Source organism: Streptomyces sp. NPDC002773, from assembly GCF_040295605.1.
Lineage (GTDB): Bacteria > Actinomycetota > Actinomycetes > Streptomycetales > Streptomycetaceae > Streptomyces.
In genome coordinates this window covers 1-13089 of record NZ_JBEOVO010000065.1, presented here as the reverse complement: position 1 = coordinate 13089, position 13089 = coordinate 1, and the positions used below count along the sequence as shown (strand labels likewise).

Sequence of the window (13089 nt, the reverse complement as noted above, 5' to 3'; positions counted from 1 at the left end):
GGCGCCGGACCAGTCGTCTCGCTCATCGCCGTGCCGCTCGCGATCGGGTTGAACAGGATGACGAGCGTGGCCGCCACTGCGGCGCCCGACACGACGGCGGACTCGATGCTGTGCGAACGCCGGTACACCACCCCGCCGGTGAACAACGCCAGAAGGAACACGAGAGCGTTGAGTACCTCGATCTTGAAAATCACCGCGCGCTCACAGGGCTCGGGGGGCCGTAGGCCCGCTGTCCGTCACCAATGACAGCGCGGTGTCGGTCGCGTTCACTGTCTACCTCCAGTTCTCTCGGTGAAAGGGCACCTGGCGTGCGTCCTGTTTTCACCATCCACCCCTCACCTGCGCGAATGAACCGGTTGGATGTTGTTCCCGGGACAACGTGGGGTTGTTCGGGGATTAACTCGTGGCTGGAGGGATCAGGTGGGGACCGCGAAGAGGCCCGGACGGCCCTGGGCGCAGGCCCGCGGGCCGTGTCGAGAGATCAACGACTTGGTCCACACTCTGCGGGACTGGCTCGACGAATCGAACATCTCTGTCGCGAGGCTCCACGTTCTTCTGACCCCGGAGCACTTCGAAGGCCCGATCCCAACGCTGCGGCGTCTGCGTGAACAGCTGAACGGCGTGAGCCTGACCTGGGAGCTTGCCGAAGCGGTCTCGGACGTCTGCTTCCCCACCGAGACAGGACACGAAGCGAGCGAACGCCTCAAGCACATCAAGATTTTATGGACCGCTGCCGGCACGTCACCGACGTCGGCCTCGCATGATCCGGCGTACAGCCTGATCGAGGCCCAGCAGCGCACCATCGCGGCGTTGGAAGACCTCAACCGCGTACGCCAGGCGTACGAGGTGAGCGAGCAGGCCCGGGTGCAGGCGCTTCAGGTAGCGACCGTCCTGTTCGTCCTGCTCGGGCAGACCCAGGCGCAGGTCGCACAGCTCAGCAGGCAGCTCGACTCGATCAAGACCTCCTACAACCCCCTGCCGGTGGAGGTGGAGAAGGCCGAGACACGGCTTGACCGGGCTCAGCACCAGGCAGAAGATCTCCGGCTGCAGCTCGCACGAGCGGAAGCCGAACGGGACAAGGCACAGCAGGTGGCCGACCTGGCGGCCCGGCAGATCAGCCAGCTGGAGGAAGAACTCCGCGGTCTGCGTCCGGCTGCCGGCCCAGACGACACGACAGTGGTCGATTCCGCTGTCGTGCTCCCCGACCAGAGAGGAGCAGTCGACGACGACGCGCTCGACCAGGTCGATGTGGCCCTGCAAAAAGCCCGGGACGTCCTCGACCGCGAACACGAAGCGGTCCAGGAAGCAGCCGCGGACGTGGGCTGGGCCGAGAAGGACCAGAACCGGATCATCGTTGGCGAAGCGTCCAGCGCGCAGGGCGAAAAGAGCTCGGAGGGGTTGTTCGGAACAACCCCCGATAACTCCCCCACCAGCGGCATGAGTACTCCTCCCCGGGCATTGCCCGAGAGCGCCAGTACAGACAGGATGCGATTCACCGGTGCTGCGACCCGGCGCATCGCGCGCGGCCTCGACCTGGACGAGATCGTGCTCGGCCTGTGCCGGGCCACCGTGCCGACCTTCTCCGACGAGATCCTGGTCTATCTGCGGGAGCCGCTACCAGTGGGTGATGAACGCCCGGTGGCGCCGTTCGTACTGCGCCTGCGCCGCACGGACCGTATGAGGCCCTCGGACGTGCCCGGTGAAGAACACGCCTTCATCCCCGATTTCACCCCGCTCCCAGTGTCCGAACTCTGCACGGTACGGTCCGGAGGAGAACTGGCAGCCGTGCTGCGCGGGGTGCGACCAGTCTTCGGCGACTCCGTCAGCGCCCAAGCTGCCTTGCTCGAGCTACTGGGCGCAGACCAGTCTCCGCACAGCGGCCATCGGATGATCCTCGCGCCCGTACGAGGACGGCGCCGCGTCATCGGCACAGTCGTGTTCCATCGCAGCCCAGAACGTCCTGCCTTCGAAGAGGACGACCTGCTGGTCGCGTCGCAGTTGGCCACGCACACCGCGCTCGGCATCGACAAGGCCGTGCTCTACGGGCGTGAGGCGTACATCGCCGACGAGCTCCAGCGGACGATGCTGCCCGACTCGCTGCCGCAGCCCACCGGCGTCAAGCTCGCCTCGCGCTATCTGCCGGCCGCCGAGACCGCCCGGGTCGGCGGTGACTGGTACGACGCGATCCCGCTGCCCGGCAGCCGGGTCGCCTTGATGGTCGGGGACGTCATGGGCCACTCCATGACCTCGGCGGCGATCATGGGCCAGCTGCGCACCACCGCGCAGACCCTGGCGGGGCTCGACCTGCCGCCGCAGGAGGTCCTGCACCGTTTGGACGAGCAGGCGCAGCGGCTCGGACGGGGCCGGATGGCGACCTGCATGTGCGTGGTGTACGACCCGATTGCGCACCGGATCACCGTGGCCAGCGCGGGCCATCCGCCGCCGATACTGCTCCACCTCGGCGGCCGCGCCGAGGTGCTGCGGGTGCCGCCCGGCGCCCCGATCGGAGTCGGCGGGGTGGACTTCGAGGCGGTCGAGCTGGACGCGCCCGCGGGTGCCACGCTGCTGCTCTACACGGACGGTCTGGTGGAGTCCCGGTTGCGGGACGTGTGGACCGGCATCGAGCAGCTGCGGGAGCGCCTCGCGGCGACCGCGCAGCTGACGGGCCCGGACCAACCGCCGCCCCTTGAGCCGCTCTGCGACGACGTCCTCGACATACTGGATCTCGGCGACAGGGACGACGACATCGCGCTGCTCGCGGCCCGTTTCGACGGCATCGCGCCGAGCGACGTGGCCTTGTGGTTCCTGGAGCCGGAGGACGCGGCCCCCGGCCGGGCCCGCCGGCTCGCCCGGCGGGCGCTCGCCCGCTGGGACCTGGAGGAGCTGACGGACTCGGTGGAACTGCTGATCAGCGAGGTCGTGACCAACGCCGTGCGGTACGCGGAACGGCCCGTGACCCTGCGGCTCCTGCGGACGGACGTGCTCCGCTGCGAGGTCAGCGACGACTCCCCGCAGCTGCCGCGACAGCGGCGGGCACTCGACACCGACGAGGGCGGGCGCGGCCTGTTTATCGTCAACCACCTGGCACGACGCTGGGGAGCGGCATCAATCTCCGGCGGAAAGGTGGTCTGGTTCGAGATGACGCTCTCTCCGGGGGTTGCGTAGTGAGAGGGGGAGTCGGTGGTCACCTGCACAGTCTCGCGCCCCCCATAACACGGCCGACTGTCGGTTTCTCGAAAGGTCGGGCCGAAAGAGAGCGTCATCGTCGCCCAATATCGAGAAGATGAAAGCCCTCGAGCCCCCGAGGCCCCCGTGGGGCCTCGGGGGCTCCTGCTCTGGATCGTCAGAAACGGTTCTGGAGCCAGAGGATGATCAGGCTGACCGCTCCGCTTCCGAGGCTGTAGCTGGCTCCATGGATGAAGTGGTGATGGACACGATGTCCACGCAGGTGGAGGCGTTTCCGCAGGTTGCGGGCCGTGCGAGCGACCCAGGTGTTCTCCGGTCCGCTATCGCCACCGGCCGCGTTCTTGTTACCCTGCATTCAGGTCTTCCTTTCGTCTTTTGAGGGCGTGCTGGGATGCCGCGCAGGGAGCCCTCCCGACCTGGCCGTCGGGGTTACAGGGCTCCTTCTGTGCGTCTCTGGGAGTTTATCCGGCGGGCGCGGACAACCCGATTCTGCTGACTGCAAGCACAGTGCTTCCAGAGGGCTTTCGGGAACAGATCGACCTTGACTCGGTCCTCATCGGAACGCATCGGAACAGAACGAGACGTCACGAGACGAACGAGAGTGAGGTGGGACACATTTTCCGTTAGCACAGCGGTCATTGCTCTCCTCGCGAATCGGTAGTGCACGCGTTGTCTTGCCGGAGCACCGGATGACGGGGTGCCACCCAGTGGAGCGGGAAGGTACATCGCGGCCGGAGGATCCGCGAGCAGCATCGCTCGGGCGCCTGGAATCAGACACTAGATGCTGACGCCACCGGACGACCTGGGACCCCGTTGGAATCCGCCAGGGTGAACGAATGCGCTGGTCAAGGTACGCAGAACGTTGACCAACCAGCAGCAGACAGCACGATGCTGCGAATACCTTCTAAGTCCTGCTACCTGCGCGAACGTGGCGAGGGCCGAGGTTGGCCGAGATGCCACCGCTCGCGGCCGTCCACGACTCCGGGGGTGAGTAGTGGGGGTGCGGGAAATCCTGGCGAGAACGTTGGGCTTGATGGTCGGAGCGGGCGGTCAGCGGCGGGACGGTAAAGGTGTACGCATCGCGGCATGAATCGACTCATGCGATGCCGCTGGATCTTCTCCCCCATCACCTCGTGGCAGGCCAGACGGCTTTCACGTGTGACCGACATCAACCAGAACGCCGCACGGGGCAGGCTCCGCACCACCACCCACCCGAGGAAGCCGTCTACGCCCGCCGGTTACCCCGGCGAGCAGAGCCCGTCACCAGGTCACAGACTCCTCTTGATCGCAGGCAAAGAATGCGGGAACGTCTGCGCGACCGCGGCCACCGACGCCGCGGGAGCGGCCGGGGTGGCGTGGGCCGAGGCCGGGACGGCGAGCGGGGTCAGGGCGAGGGAGAGAGCGGCGAAGCCGCGGGCAAAGTTCTTGATCACAACCGCAGGCATACAGGCCCCGGCCTGGAGCAAGCAGGGCGTTTCGCGTGCAGATCAGCCGGGTGGGCGAAGAGGTTCACCGCAGACACCTCACGAAGCGAAGCGTCAAGTTGACGGGCTGGCGAAGTACGTCGAGTCTCTGTCGACGCGATTCAGGCGCATGTGACGTCCAGCTCCAAGGGGATGAGATGAACTTCGACGAGAACGAACCGCAGTCTGTTCGAGAAGAACGCTTCGCCACAGAACGAGCCGGACGCAGAGCCGCACGCAAGGCTGCGTCCCTCGACCTGCGGGGAGCTCACATCGGCGCGGCCATCGTGGCCATCGCCCTGATCCTCCTCAGCTGGTACGGCAATCTGGTCGCTCTGAGCATCGTCAGCGGAGTCTTTCTGCTCTGGTTCGCCGCAGCCCTCGCATGGGCCTATGTCGACGGGGACCATGGCCAGCACGCGCTTCAACGCGCGTACAAGGTCGCCTTCGGATGGGGCGACGGATTCTGAGAGCCAAGTAGAGAAAAGCACTGGCCAGGCTGGCCCGCCGACTGCGGCGATGTCGTGAATCAGGCGGCATCCGCCAGCACATGCGTTTCCGTTTGGAAGGCCGCCTGCTCGTCGAAGAGCTGCCGGTGCTGCAGGCAGTGGTGAAGCTGTCCGATCAGGCCGTTGAAGACGTTGCGCAGGGCGGAGGCGTGCCAGTCTCCCGCGTTGCGGCGGTGGCGGTAGCGGGCCATGACCCCAGGAGAGGCGCGCAGGGCGGAGAAGGCCCAGAGGTAGCCGGCGTGGTTCAGGCGCTGATTCTTGACCCTGCGGTAGGAGACCGCGGCTTTCTTTCCAGAGGCGCGGGTGACTGGTGAGGACCCGGCGTATGCCTTCAGGCCGCGGGCAGTGGTGAACCGTGTCCGGTCGTCGCCGATCTCGGCGAAGACGCGGGCGCCAAGCTGCGGACCGAGACCGGGGAAGCTGAGGATGATCTCGGCGTCCTCGTGCTGGAGGAACGCTTCCTCGGCCGCCTGGGCGAGATCGTCCGCCGCCAGGCAGGCAGCTTCGAACTGCCGGAGCAGGGCGAGCATCTGCCGGCCCATGGCCTGCTCGGTGAGGGGACGGTGATGCGCCCAAGCCGCCCGGAAGGTTTCCCGGAGCCGTTCGGTGTCCGCATCGATCCCGCGCTGCCGGCCGGCCCGCTTCAGGGCAGCCGTGATCTGGGCCCGGGTGAGGCGAGCGGCGGCGGTCGGGGTCGGAGCCGCCTTCAGCAGCTCCAGCGCCTCCGGCCGACACAGGCCACCCTTCCACCGTGCCATGGCCTCCAGGGCGGCGGGGTAGTACTCGCGCAGCAGGGACCGGAGCTGGTTGGCGGTCTGTTGCCGGTTCCAGACGGCGTCTTGCTGGGCGCGGGCGAGAACGGCCACCGACCTGGCCAGATCGGAGGCGTCGGCTATGGGGCGATGGGCGTGCATGTCCGTGCGCAGGATGTTGGCCAGGACGAGCGCGTCGCCGAGATCCGATTCTTCCGGGACACCGAGTGCCGGTCGCGGTATCGAGCGGCGGCCAGCGGGTTGATCGCGTACACGCTGCGAGTGCCCGACCGCAGGGTGGCGACGAGCAGCCCTCGGTTGGTCTCGATCGCGACGGGGACGGGAGCGTCGGCGCTGTCGCCGTGTTCGGCCAGCAGGTCGAGCAGTTGCCCGTAGCCGGCCACGTCGTCGGTGATCCGGGCCTTGGCCAGGAGCTGACCCGAGTCGTCGACCAGTGCCACGTCGTGGTGGTTCTCTGCCCAGTCGATTCCGCAGTAGATCACGTCACCCCTCCCTGAGAATTGCCTCGTTCCTGCCGGTCACGAGCCCATGTGGGTCACGCAGCATTCTAATTCCAGGCCTCGGCCGCCAGGGCCGGGCCGCCACCTCACTAGCTGTTCGTGACACCAGCGCGTCGTACGGGCCTCGGTCTTGTGCCGAGTGACGCCCCGGCGCCGCGATCCCTCCCCGACGACAAGTCGATTTCGGTCCCGCACATCGTTGAGGGCCCTGCCGTGTCGATCCCGGTCGGCGACGGAACCCACCCCGGGACGGCCGCAGCCTTGGCCGCCTGCCCCGACGGTGAAGTCCTTACCGGAGGCGGGGCGAACGTCACGGCAGGCAACTCGCATGCCGAGCGGTACGAGCTCCACTCGTCCCACCCGATCAGCGGGGAACGGTGGTGGGCCTTCGCCACCAACACCGACACCGTCAACCCGGGAACGATGCGGGCGTATGCCATCTGCGCAAAGGTCATCAAGGTTCACGTCCTCCCGTGACCTGACCTCGCCGCCGTGCTGAGGTAGCGGCCGGGCCCGGCGACGAACCCGGGCCCACTGCGCAGCCGGCGCAGCCCCCGCTACCCCTCCCGGTTCAATGGGGCAGCGTTGTGCGGTGATCCCCATATTCCTGCCCCGTTCTCTCCCACCGGTCTCGCCGCTCGCTTCCCGCTGGCCGACGCGGGCGCCCCGGCCAGCGGACCGTTTCTAATTCGGCTCTAAGGGTGGCTCCCATCGAGGAGCGCGCCTTGAAGCCGGGCTGTGCCCCGGCGGGGATGGGTGGCCGAGCCGCTTCAGCGGAAGCCTAGATCGTTTCTGGCCCGTGAGGCCCAACCGCAGATCGTGCTCAGCAGGAGCCGGCCCGGCCACCCTATCCCCAGCTCCATGTCTGACTCGGTAGGTTCGCGCCACGAGCAGCCGTCGCGCGGCGCAGCCGGGCCCCGCACATTTCGTGCCGCTGTGTCGATCCCCCTCAGGTGGTACCGCGCATCCGGCCAATGTGTCGGCGCTCGGCTGGCCCTTTCGTCAGGCGGTTCGGGAAGGATCAGCACCAAACATCTATTTTCAGATTATTTTGTTTGAACAATCCCAGTATTGGGCCATTTGACGGACCTAGTCTCGGGCTGAGCGCCTGAAGGCGTAGCACGAGTGAGGGGAACAAGGTCGGCATGGCTCATTGGAAGAAGATCGCGGGCGGTCTGACGGGGATCTCGGCGGGGTCGCGGTCGAACGTGTGGGGGGTGAACTCGGAGGCGAGGATCTATCGGTTCACCAACGACGACGCGTCGCCGTGGCACAACGTCCCCGGCGGGCTGACCGACATCAGCGCGGCGGCCGACGGCACCGTCTGGGGCGTCAACGCCAACGCCGAGATCTACCGCTACACCGGCGACCAGGGCACCGGCGGCCACTGGAAGAAGATCCCGGGTGGTCTGGTGAAGATCTCCGCCGGGTCGCGGTCGAACGTGTGGGGCGTCAACTCGGAAGGGAAGATCTACCGGTTCACCAACGACGACGCCACTCCGTGGCACGGCGTCCCCGGCGGGCTGACCGACATCAGCGCGGCGGCCGACGGCACCGTCTGGGGTGTCAACGCCAACGCCGAGATCTACCGCTACATCGGCGACCAGGGCACCGGCGGCCACTGGAAGAAGATCGCGGGCGGTCTGGTGAAGATCTCCGCCGGGTCGCGGTCGAACGTCTGGGGCGTCAACTCGCAGGGACAGATCTACCGGTTCACCAACGACGACGCCACTCCGTGGCACGGCGTCCCCGGCGGGCTGACCGACATCAGCGCGGCGGCCGACGGCACCGTCTGGGGCGTCAACGCCAACGCCGAGATCTACCGCTACACCGGCGACCAGCCCTGAGCCGAGTCAGTCTCCGCCTCGTCGCCCCGTCACCGCGCTGCGGTGACGGGGCACAGCTCTTTCGCCTCGAACACCGGCAACCGATCGCCGCCGGTTAGGCCCCTCATGCTCTAAGCCGCCCTGGGGGTCTGTCATAGCTGACGGCGGCCGACGAGCATCCCGGCCCGCCGCACACGGCTGCCGCCGCTCCCCCTGCCTGTGCCGGGTGCGTCCTGGGGGGGTCGCCGCCTTCCAGGAGCCGTACCTGTCCGAGGTCGGCGTGCGACGGCGCGCGGAGTGCTCCTTGCACGAACCGGCTGCCCCGCAACGGCGAGTTCTCTGCCTGGCCGAGGAGTTCGCCGTCCAGGCCGCGGGCGACGGCCCCGACGACCCGGACGCCGACAACACGCCGCCGACGCAGTTCACAGCGTGGTCGGCGGTGACGACGGCGGCGGCCGCCCTGGGCGTCCACATGCACGGCCGGCGCGAGGACGCGGCCGGGGTCCGCCGGTCTCTGGGCCGCGTGGAGCCCTGCCTGAGCTGCTCCAGGCCGTCCACGACGTCCGCGTCACCATCGGCGACGCGGAACCAGACGAGGACGAAGACGAGGGCTGACCGGAGCGCCGCCAGGTCACCAGTCGGGCGAGAAGAGGCGTTCGGCCTGGCCGTGGCTATGGGGCGGGTGAGCTGCGGTACGGCCTACTTGAACTGGTTCGTGCGCCCGGTGACTGGGGTGTTCGCCTGATCGGGGCGCTCCACCTCCGACTGAACGAGCCCAGGAGGCGAAACCGGCTGGAGCGGGCGGGGCTTTTGCCGGTCAGCCTGGACGATGCCCTGTTCGGCTTGCCCGGCAACCTGTACGGCGCTGACGACTGCCACACCACCGAAGGAGAGTGCCGCCGCGATCCCCGCCGTCGCGACTCTGTATGTGATGACCATGATGCGTCCAAAGGGGGCTGCGGCCGGGGCAGGATTCGGACGGCAGGCGCCGCCCGCAAGGGCACCCGACCACTTCCACGCTACGCCGTTGCCTGCGCTCTGTTGGCCGCCCACGGCGCGAACGAGCCCGTACGGTGCGCTGCTGATCTCTCGTTCACCAGATGGGTGGGAAGGCGCGTTTGTGCCACTCGTGCGGGGGGCGACCGTCCCAGCCGATGACGGCACGGACGGGCTCGACCTCGACCGCGCGTCGGGCGCGCCGGGATGTGCGTGGGTGAGGTACACCCTCCTGGTCGCCGAGCAGTCACCACCGAGGGCATGTGCGTCGGGGCATGTGCGTCGAGGCGCAGGAAGCCCGTTGGCCGGTCCGTACTCGAGGGGCGTGCCTCACCCGCGCTGCACCGGCACTGGCAGCGGCTGCGTTCTCCTTACCGTGCCTCTGGCCTGTCCGCGGTTGCAAAGAATCCACGTGGCATAGTTCATGAACACTGCTGGCGTCACCCAGATACGGCAAACCCGCATGGCGAGCCTCGTCGATGTCCTCGACCTTCTACCGGCGCCTCTTGAGCTGGTGCGGGAGTGGAGTGTCATTGCATGAAGGGGCTCACGGAGCGTGCTCGCTCCCACATGCCGGTGATCTGCTGGTGGGCACGCTGCTGCTCGCCGTGGAAGGCGTTGAGGACCACCAGGCCCCCGGTGAGTGCCGGGACCGCCCACTGGACCCAGGTCAGCTGCCTGCGGGCCTTGTAGAGGTCGATGGGGTGCTCGTTCGCCTTCTCGGCGTCGTCCGGGTCTGTGGAGGCGGCCAGCTCGATCTTCTTGCCCAGGACGCGGGCGTAGGCGGTGGCGGCCAGGGCCGCGGCGGTGAGGACCGTCTTGGCCGTGGTGGAGGCGGCCACGCCCTGCTGGGTGGCGACGCGGTGGGCGTTGGCGGCCAGCAGTCCGCCGCCGCCGAACAGGTGCGCGCCGATGGCGGCGGCGTTGACCGGCGTCCACTTCGCCCAGCCGGCGGAAGCGATCCGGTCCGTGGCCGTGTCGGTGCCGCCTTCGTCCTTGGCGGCGCCGTTGAGGCCGACCGCGCCCATCAGCGAGCCGCCGAACCAGGCGGCCAGGCCGACATCGTGCAGGCTGCGGATGAGTGTGTTGCGCTCGGACATAACAGTGCTCCTCGAAGGAGTGGGGTGGATGTGGCCGGCAAAGATCCCTGGAGATGGGAGTGGCCGGGGAAGCGGACGAGCACTGATCACCTTCGCCGTATCTCGGCGGGGCCGCCATCACTGCTCGCCCGAACGATTCGTCCCGAGGATCTCGCCGTGCGGGATCAGGTCAGTGCTCGTCGGCCGTGGAGCGGCGGCTGCGTGCACCGTGGCGGTTGTCGCCACGGTCGCGGGCCGCGGAGGCGGCGGCAAGGGCGAGGAGAGTCGCGACGGCGCCGGTGATGAGGTTGCTGGTGATGGATCGGGTGTGGGCGACGTCCCCGGCGACGACCCAGGGGGCGACACAAGTCCAGATGCCGATGGCGGCGGCGGCCCAGGCCATGGAGTGGGTGCGTTCGTAGGAGTTGCCGAGGCCGCCGAGCAGCAGCATGTAGGCGATGCCGGCGATGAGGTTGGTGACAGCAAGGGTGGTGAAGCCGTTGAAGCCGGCTATCCACGGGGACGCGGCGAGATAGAGACCGGTGATCAGGGCCAGGGCCTCGATCATCTGGGCCCGCGGAGTGGCAGCGGCACGGTCGTGCCGGGCCCGCAGCTCCACCAGGTCGGGATGCTCGTCGATGGGTGCGCGATGAGTGGTCGCCATGATGACCTCCAGAGAAGGACTGGTCGACTCGCCCCTACCCATAAAATAGTGATAAACAGGCCCATTCCATAGAAAGCCGGTCTGATCTGGAACAGAACGGCCGGACTCGTTGCACTGGGAGCGGGGGCGTACTCGTCGGCGTCGCCGTGATGTCGGACGCGGGTACCGCGGTGTCCGGCGCAGCTCATCGCGAGAACACCACCGGTTCCAAGGCCCTGCATCCTGTTGGTCAACCACGTGCGGCGTCCGCGCCCGGCTGCTGCCTCAGGGGCGCAGAGGCTTACGTGTGCCTTTATCTTGCCCGGTCCGCGACCCACAACAGCAGAGTGGCCCTGCGAGAAGAGATCTCGCAGGGCCACTCCTACACACGGTCGGCTCGCAGGCGTGAATCTAGTCCGCCCAAAACCTGGTGGGTTGTCAGTCGAGCCATGTGCCGTTCTGGTTTCCGGTAACCCAACGGATCCCATTGGGGCGACTTCCGCCTGTTTGACAGAACTCCTCTACAGCTTTTCGAACATCCGCCAGAGAGAGCACTCCGCGCGGGTCGAAGTACGAGGGGGCGTAATGGTCAGAGAAGACGGGAAATTCACCTTGCGGAACCGTTTCACTTTCGGACACCCAAAAGTAGTTCCCCATGTCACTTCCTGTTTCCATTTCGATTCGCCTGGCTTCGCTGTCGCTTGCGAACCAAACGATCCCCCCGAGATCAACCTCCAGATTTGCGCTAACGTCCAGGAAGCTCACCGGAGCTTTGTCCTCTTCGCGCTCGAAGGCCAGCCAGACTGCCTTTACATGGTTTTCGTCCCCGACTCCAGGCCGGAGCACCTCGCCGAGAGAGTCCAGAACTTCTTCAGCGTCTCGAAGATAGCGCTTTTCTCCGTTGAAATTGACAGCCGAAATCAAGGCCTCACCCTCTTACCGTAGAGCGTCACAGGACTTCCTGAGCCCGGATAGCATACCTTGAGCGTCGATCCAACAGGCAGGATCGCCTCCACCGCGTTTGTGCAGTTCCAGTAACTCTTGCACACTCCGCTGTTGTTGATAACAACGGAGGCGTTCTGGATTCCGTTATCCTTCATGAAGGCGGCATACTTCGTCTCCACGTGAGAAGCGATACTGTATGCACCCTTAGCCTTGTACGGATACAACTCGTGACCTGATGACTTAAGAAGTTCATCCGCACGACCGTAAAGACTGTCATGCTCTCCACTCATCAGCATACGGAGCTCATCCGTGTCGGCGGCAGGGATTTTAGTCCCATCCAATGCGTGAATATCTCCGCTTCGAGCAGACCAGTCCCGTCGCGCCGGCGATCCGCCAGATCGACCGCACGGTGGAGTTCCTCCCTCGACCTGGTCTCTGCCTGCCACGCGTTCGTCGCCGCCGCGGGCCGGGTCGTCCCGGGCCTGCGGGACCGGCAGCTCGGCGAGGACGAGCAGGCCGTGATCAGAGAGAACTGCGCGCGGGTGAGGGCGACGCTCGACTGGGTCGAGACGGCGGTCGACACCGGGAAGGTCGACATGGACGGCGCCCTGGCCCGTCTCCTCCAGGGCGAGTAGGCGATGCCCCGCGCTTCCAAGCGCCGGTCGCCGGCCGCCGAGCGGCACGCCGACACCGGCCGCAAGGTCCTCTTCGAGGCGAGGCCGGCCGGGCTGACCTCCGAGCAGCTGGGCCGGGCCTCGGCGCTCAGCAAGAGCCAGGTCACGGCGGGGCTGGCCTGCCTGCGGGACATCATCGCCGAGCGCGGCTGGCCTCCGCTGATCTGGAACCGGGCGGACGGCTACAGGTTCTGCTCGGACCCGGCCGAGCTTCAGGCATACGAGGTCTCGGTGATCCGCGAGAAGCTCACCGAGATCCGCCGGTTCATCACCGGCCTCGTCGCCACGCACGCCGCCCTGCAGCCCAAGGGCCGCTGGATCCGACACCTGAACACCCAGCTCAGCTCGGTGGAATCCACGCTCGACGTGATTGCCGACTACATCGATGCCTGACCCTCACCGATCATCCGGGCCCGGCCGCCTCCGGGTCGTCACCATCGCCCCCGGCATCGTCGACACCCCGATGATGGCCGGGTTCGGGGAGGACGTCAGGGC

12 protein-coding genes and 2 pseudogenes are annotated in these 13089 nt (G+C 67.3%); 6 read left to right on the top strand and 8 right to left on the bottom strand.

Going from position 1 to position 13089, the window contains the following annotated elements:
- On the bottom strand, positions 1 to 194 hold a 194-nt coding region (locus ABT034_RS34905; protein ID WP_351221135.1), incomplete at its 3' end, for a hypothetical protein.
- Positions 195 to 489: 295 nt separating this feature from the next.
- Between ABT034_RS34905 and ABT034_RS35375 the strand changes: the two genes are divergently transcribed.
- The gene (locus ABT034_RS35375; RefSeq protein WP_502973112.1) at positions 490 to 3165 is read left to right on the top strand and encodes a SpoIIE family protein phosphatase; all 2676 of its coding nucleotides are present in this window, start codon (positions 490 to 492) and stop codon (positions 3163 to 3165) included.
- Between the two features lie 178 nt (positions 3166 to 3343).
- Here the strand turns inward: ABT034_RS35375 and ABT034_RS34895 are convergent, their stop codons facing one another.
- On the bottom strand, positions 3344 to 3541 hold the full coding sequence (locus ABT034_RS34895; RefSeq protein ID WP_351221134.1) for a hypothetical protein: 198 nt from the start codon (positions 3539 to 3541) through the stop codon (positions 3344 to 3346).
- Between the two features lie 913 nt (positions 3542 to 4454).
- Positions 4455 to 4619, bottom strand: coding sequence for a hypothetical protein (locus ABT034_RS34890; RefSeq protein WP_351221133.1), 165 nt, complete (start codon positions 4617 to 4619; stop codon positions 4455 to 4457).
- A 188-nt stretch (positions 4620 to 4807) separates the two neighbouring features.
- Here ABT034_RS34890 and ABT034_RS34885 point away from each other — a divergent pair, with 188 nt between their 5' ends.
- Positions 4808 to 5119, top strand: coding sequence for a hypothetical protein (locus ABT034_RS34885; RefSeq protein ID WP_351221132.1), 312 nt, complete (start codon positions 4808 to 4810; stop codon positions 5117 to 5119).
- A 59-nt stretch (positions 5120 to 5178) separates the two neighbouring features.
- Here ABT034_RS34885 and ABT034_RS34880 read toward each other — a convergent pair.
- Positions 5179 to 6413 (bottom strand): annotated as a pseudogene (locus ABT034_RS34880) (IS110 family RNA-guided transposase).
- A gap of 231 nt (positions 6414 to 6644) precedes the next feature.
- Between ABT034_RS34880 and ABT034_RS34875 the strand changes: the two are divergent.
- Together ABT034_RS34875 and ABT034_RS34870 are read left to right on the top strand one after the other, a co-directional pair.
- Entirely contained in the window at positions 6645 to 6908 is a 264-nt protein-coding gene (locus tag ABT034_RS34875) for a hypothetical protein (RefSeq protein WP_351221131.1), read from the top strand.
- 668 nt (positions 6909 to 7576) lie between these two features.
- Positions 7577 to 8278 carry a tectonin domain-containing protein gene (locus ABT034_RS34870; RefSeq protein ID WP_351221130.1) on the top strand — a complete coding sequence of 234 codons (702 nt, stop codon included), beginning with the start codon at positions 7577 to 7579 and terminating at the stop codon, positions 8276 to 8278.
- Positions 8279 to 9783: 1505 nt separating this feature from the next.
- Here the strand turns inward: ABT034_RS34870 and ABT034_RS34865 are convergent.
- The 4 genes from ABT034_RS34865 to ABT034_RS34850 all read right to left on the bottom strand — a co-directional run bounded on the left by ABT034_RS34865 (position 9784) and on the right by ABT034_RS34850 (position 12261).
- Positions 9784 to 10353: a hypothetical protein gene (locus ABT034_RS34865; protein ID WP_351221129.1), complete on the bottom strand. Its 570-nt coding sequence runs from the start codon at positions 10351 to 10353 to the stop codon at positions 9784 to 9786.
- A gap of 169 nt (positions 10354 to 10522) precedes the next feature.
- The gene (locus ABT034_RS34860) at positions 10523 to 10996 is read right to left on the bottom strand and encodes an SPW repeat protein (RefSeq protein ID WP_351221128.1); all 474 of its coding nucleotides are present in this window, start codon (positions 10994 to 10996) and stop codon (positions 10523 to 10525) included.
- Between the two features lie 417 nt (positions 10997 to 11413).
- Positions 11414 to 11899 (bottom strand): Imm1 family immunity protein, encoded by a 486-nt coding sequence (locus tag ABT034_RS34855; protein WP_351221127.1) that lies wholly within the window; start codon positions 11897 to 11899, stop codon positions 11414 to 11416.
- Complete coding sequence (locus ABT034_RS34850) at positions 11896 to 12261, bottom strand: DddA-like double-stranded DNA deaminase toxin (protein WP_351221126.1); 366 nt, start codon at positions 12259 to 12261, stop codon at positions 11896 to 11898. Before ABT034_RS34850 ends, ABT034_RS34855 begins: the two co-directional genes overlap by 4 nt.
- 17 nt (positions 12262 to 12278) lie before the next feature.
- Between ABT034_RS34850 and ABT034_RS34845 the strand changes: the two are divergent.
- Both ABT034_RS34845 and ABT034_RS34840 read left to right on the top strand, forming a co-directional pair.
- Positions 12279 to 12555, top strand: a pseudogene (locus tag ABT034_RS34845) (DUF6192 family protein); the annotation flags it as partial.
- A 3-nt stretch (positions 12556 to 12558) separates the two neighbouring features.
- Positions 12559 to 12987, top strand: coding sequence for a RacP protein (locus ABT034_RS34840; protein ID WP_351221125.1), 429 nt, complete (start codon positions 12559 to 12561; stop codon positions 12985 to 12987).
- Positions 12988 to 13089 lie beyond the last annotated feature (102 nt).

Bases quoted from the DNA above. Each gene is read 5' to 3' on its own strand.
- ABT034_RS34865 (WP_351221129.1), bottom strand. From the start codon at position 10,353: ATGTCCGAGCGCAACACACTCATCCGCAGCCTGCACGATGTCGGCCTG.
- ABT034_RS34885 (WP_351221132.1), top strand. From the start codon at position 4,808: ATGAACTTCGACGAGAACGAACCGCAGTCTGTTCGAGAAGAACGCTTC.
- ABT034_RS34895 (WP_351221134.1), bottom strand. From the start codon at position 3,541: ATGCAGGGTAACAAGAACGCGGCCGGTGGCGATAGCGGACCGGAGAAC.
- ABT034_RS34840 (WP_351221125.1), top strand. From the start codon at position 12,559: ATGCCCCGCGCTTCCAAGCGCCGGTCGCCGGCCGCCGAGCGGCACGCC.
- ABT034_RS34870 (WP_351221130.1), top strand. From the start codon at position 7,577: ATGGCTCATTGGAAGAAGATCGCGGGCGGTCTGACGGGGATCTCGGCG.
- ABT034_RS34860 (WP_351221128.1), bottom strand. From the start codon at position 10,996: ATGGCGACCACTCATCGCGCACCCATCGACGAGCATCCCGACCTGGTG.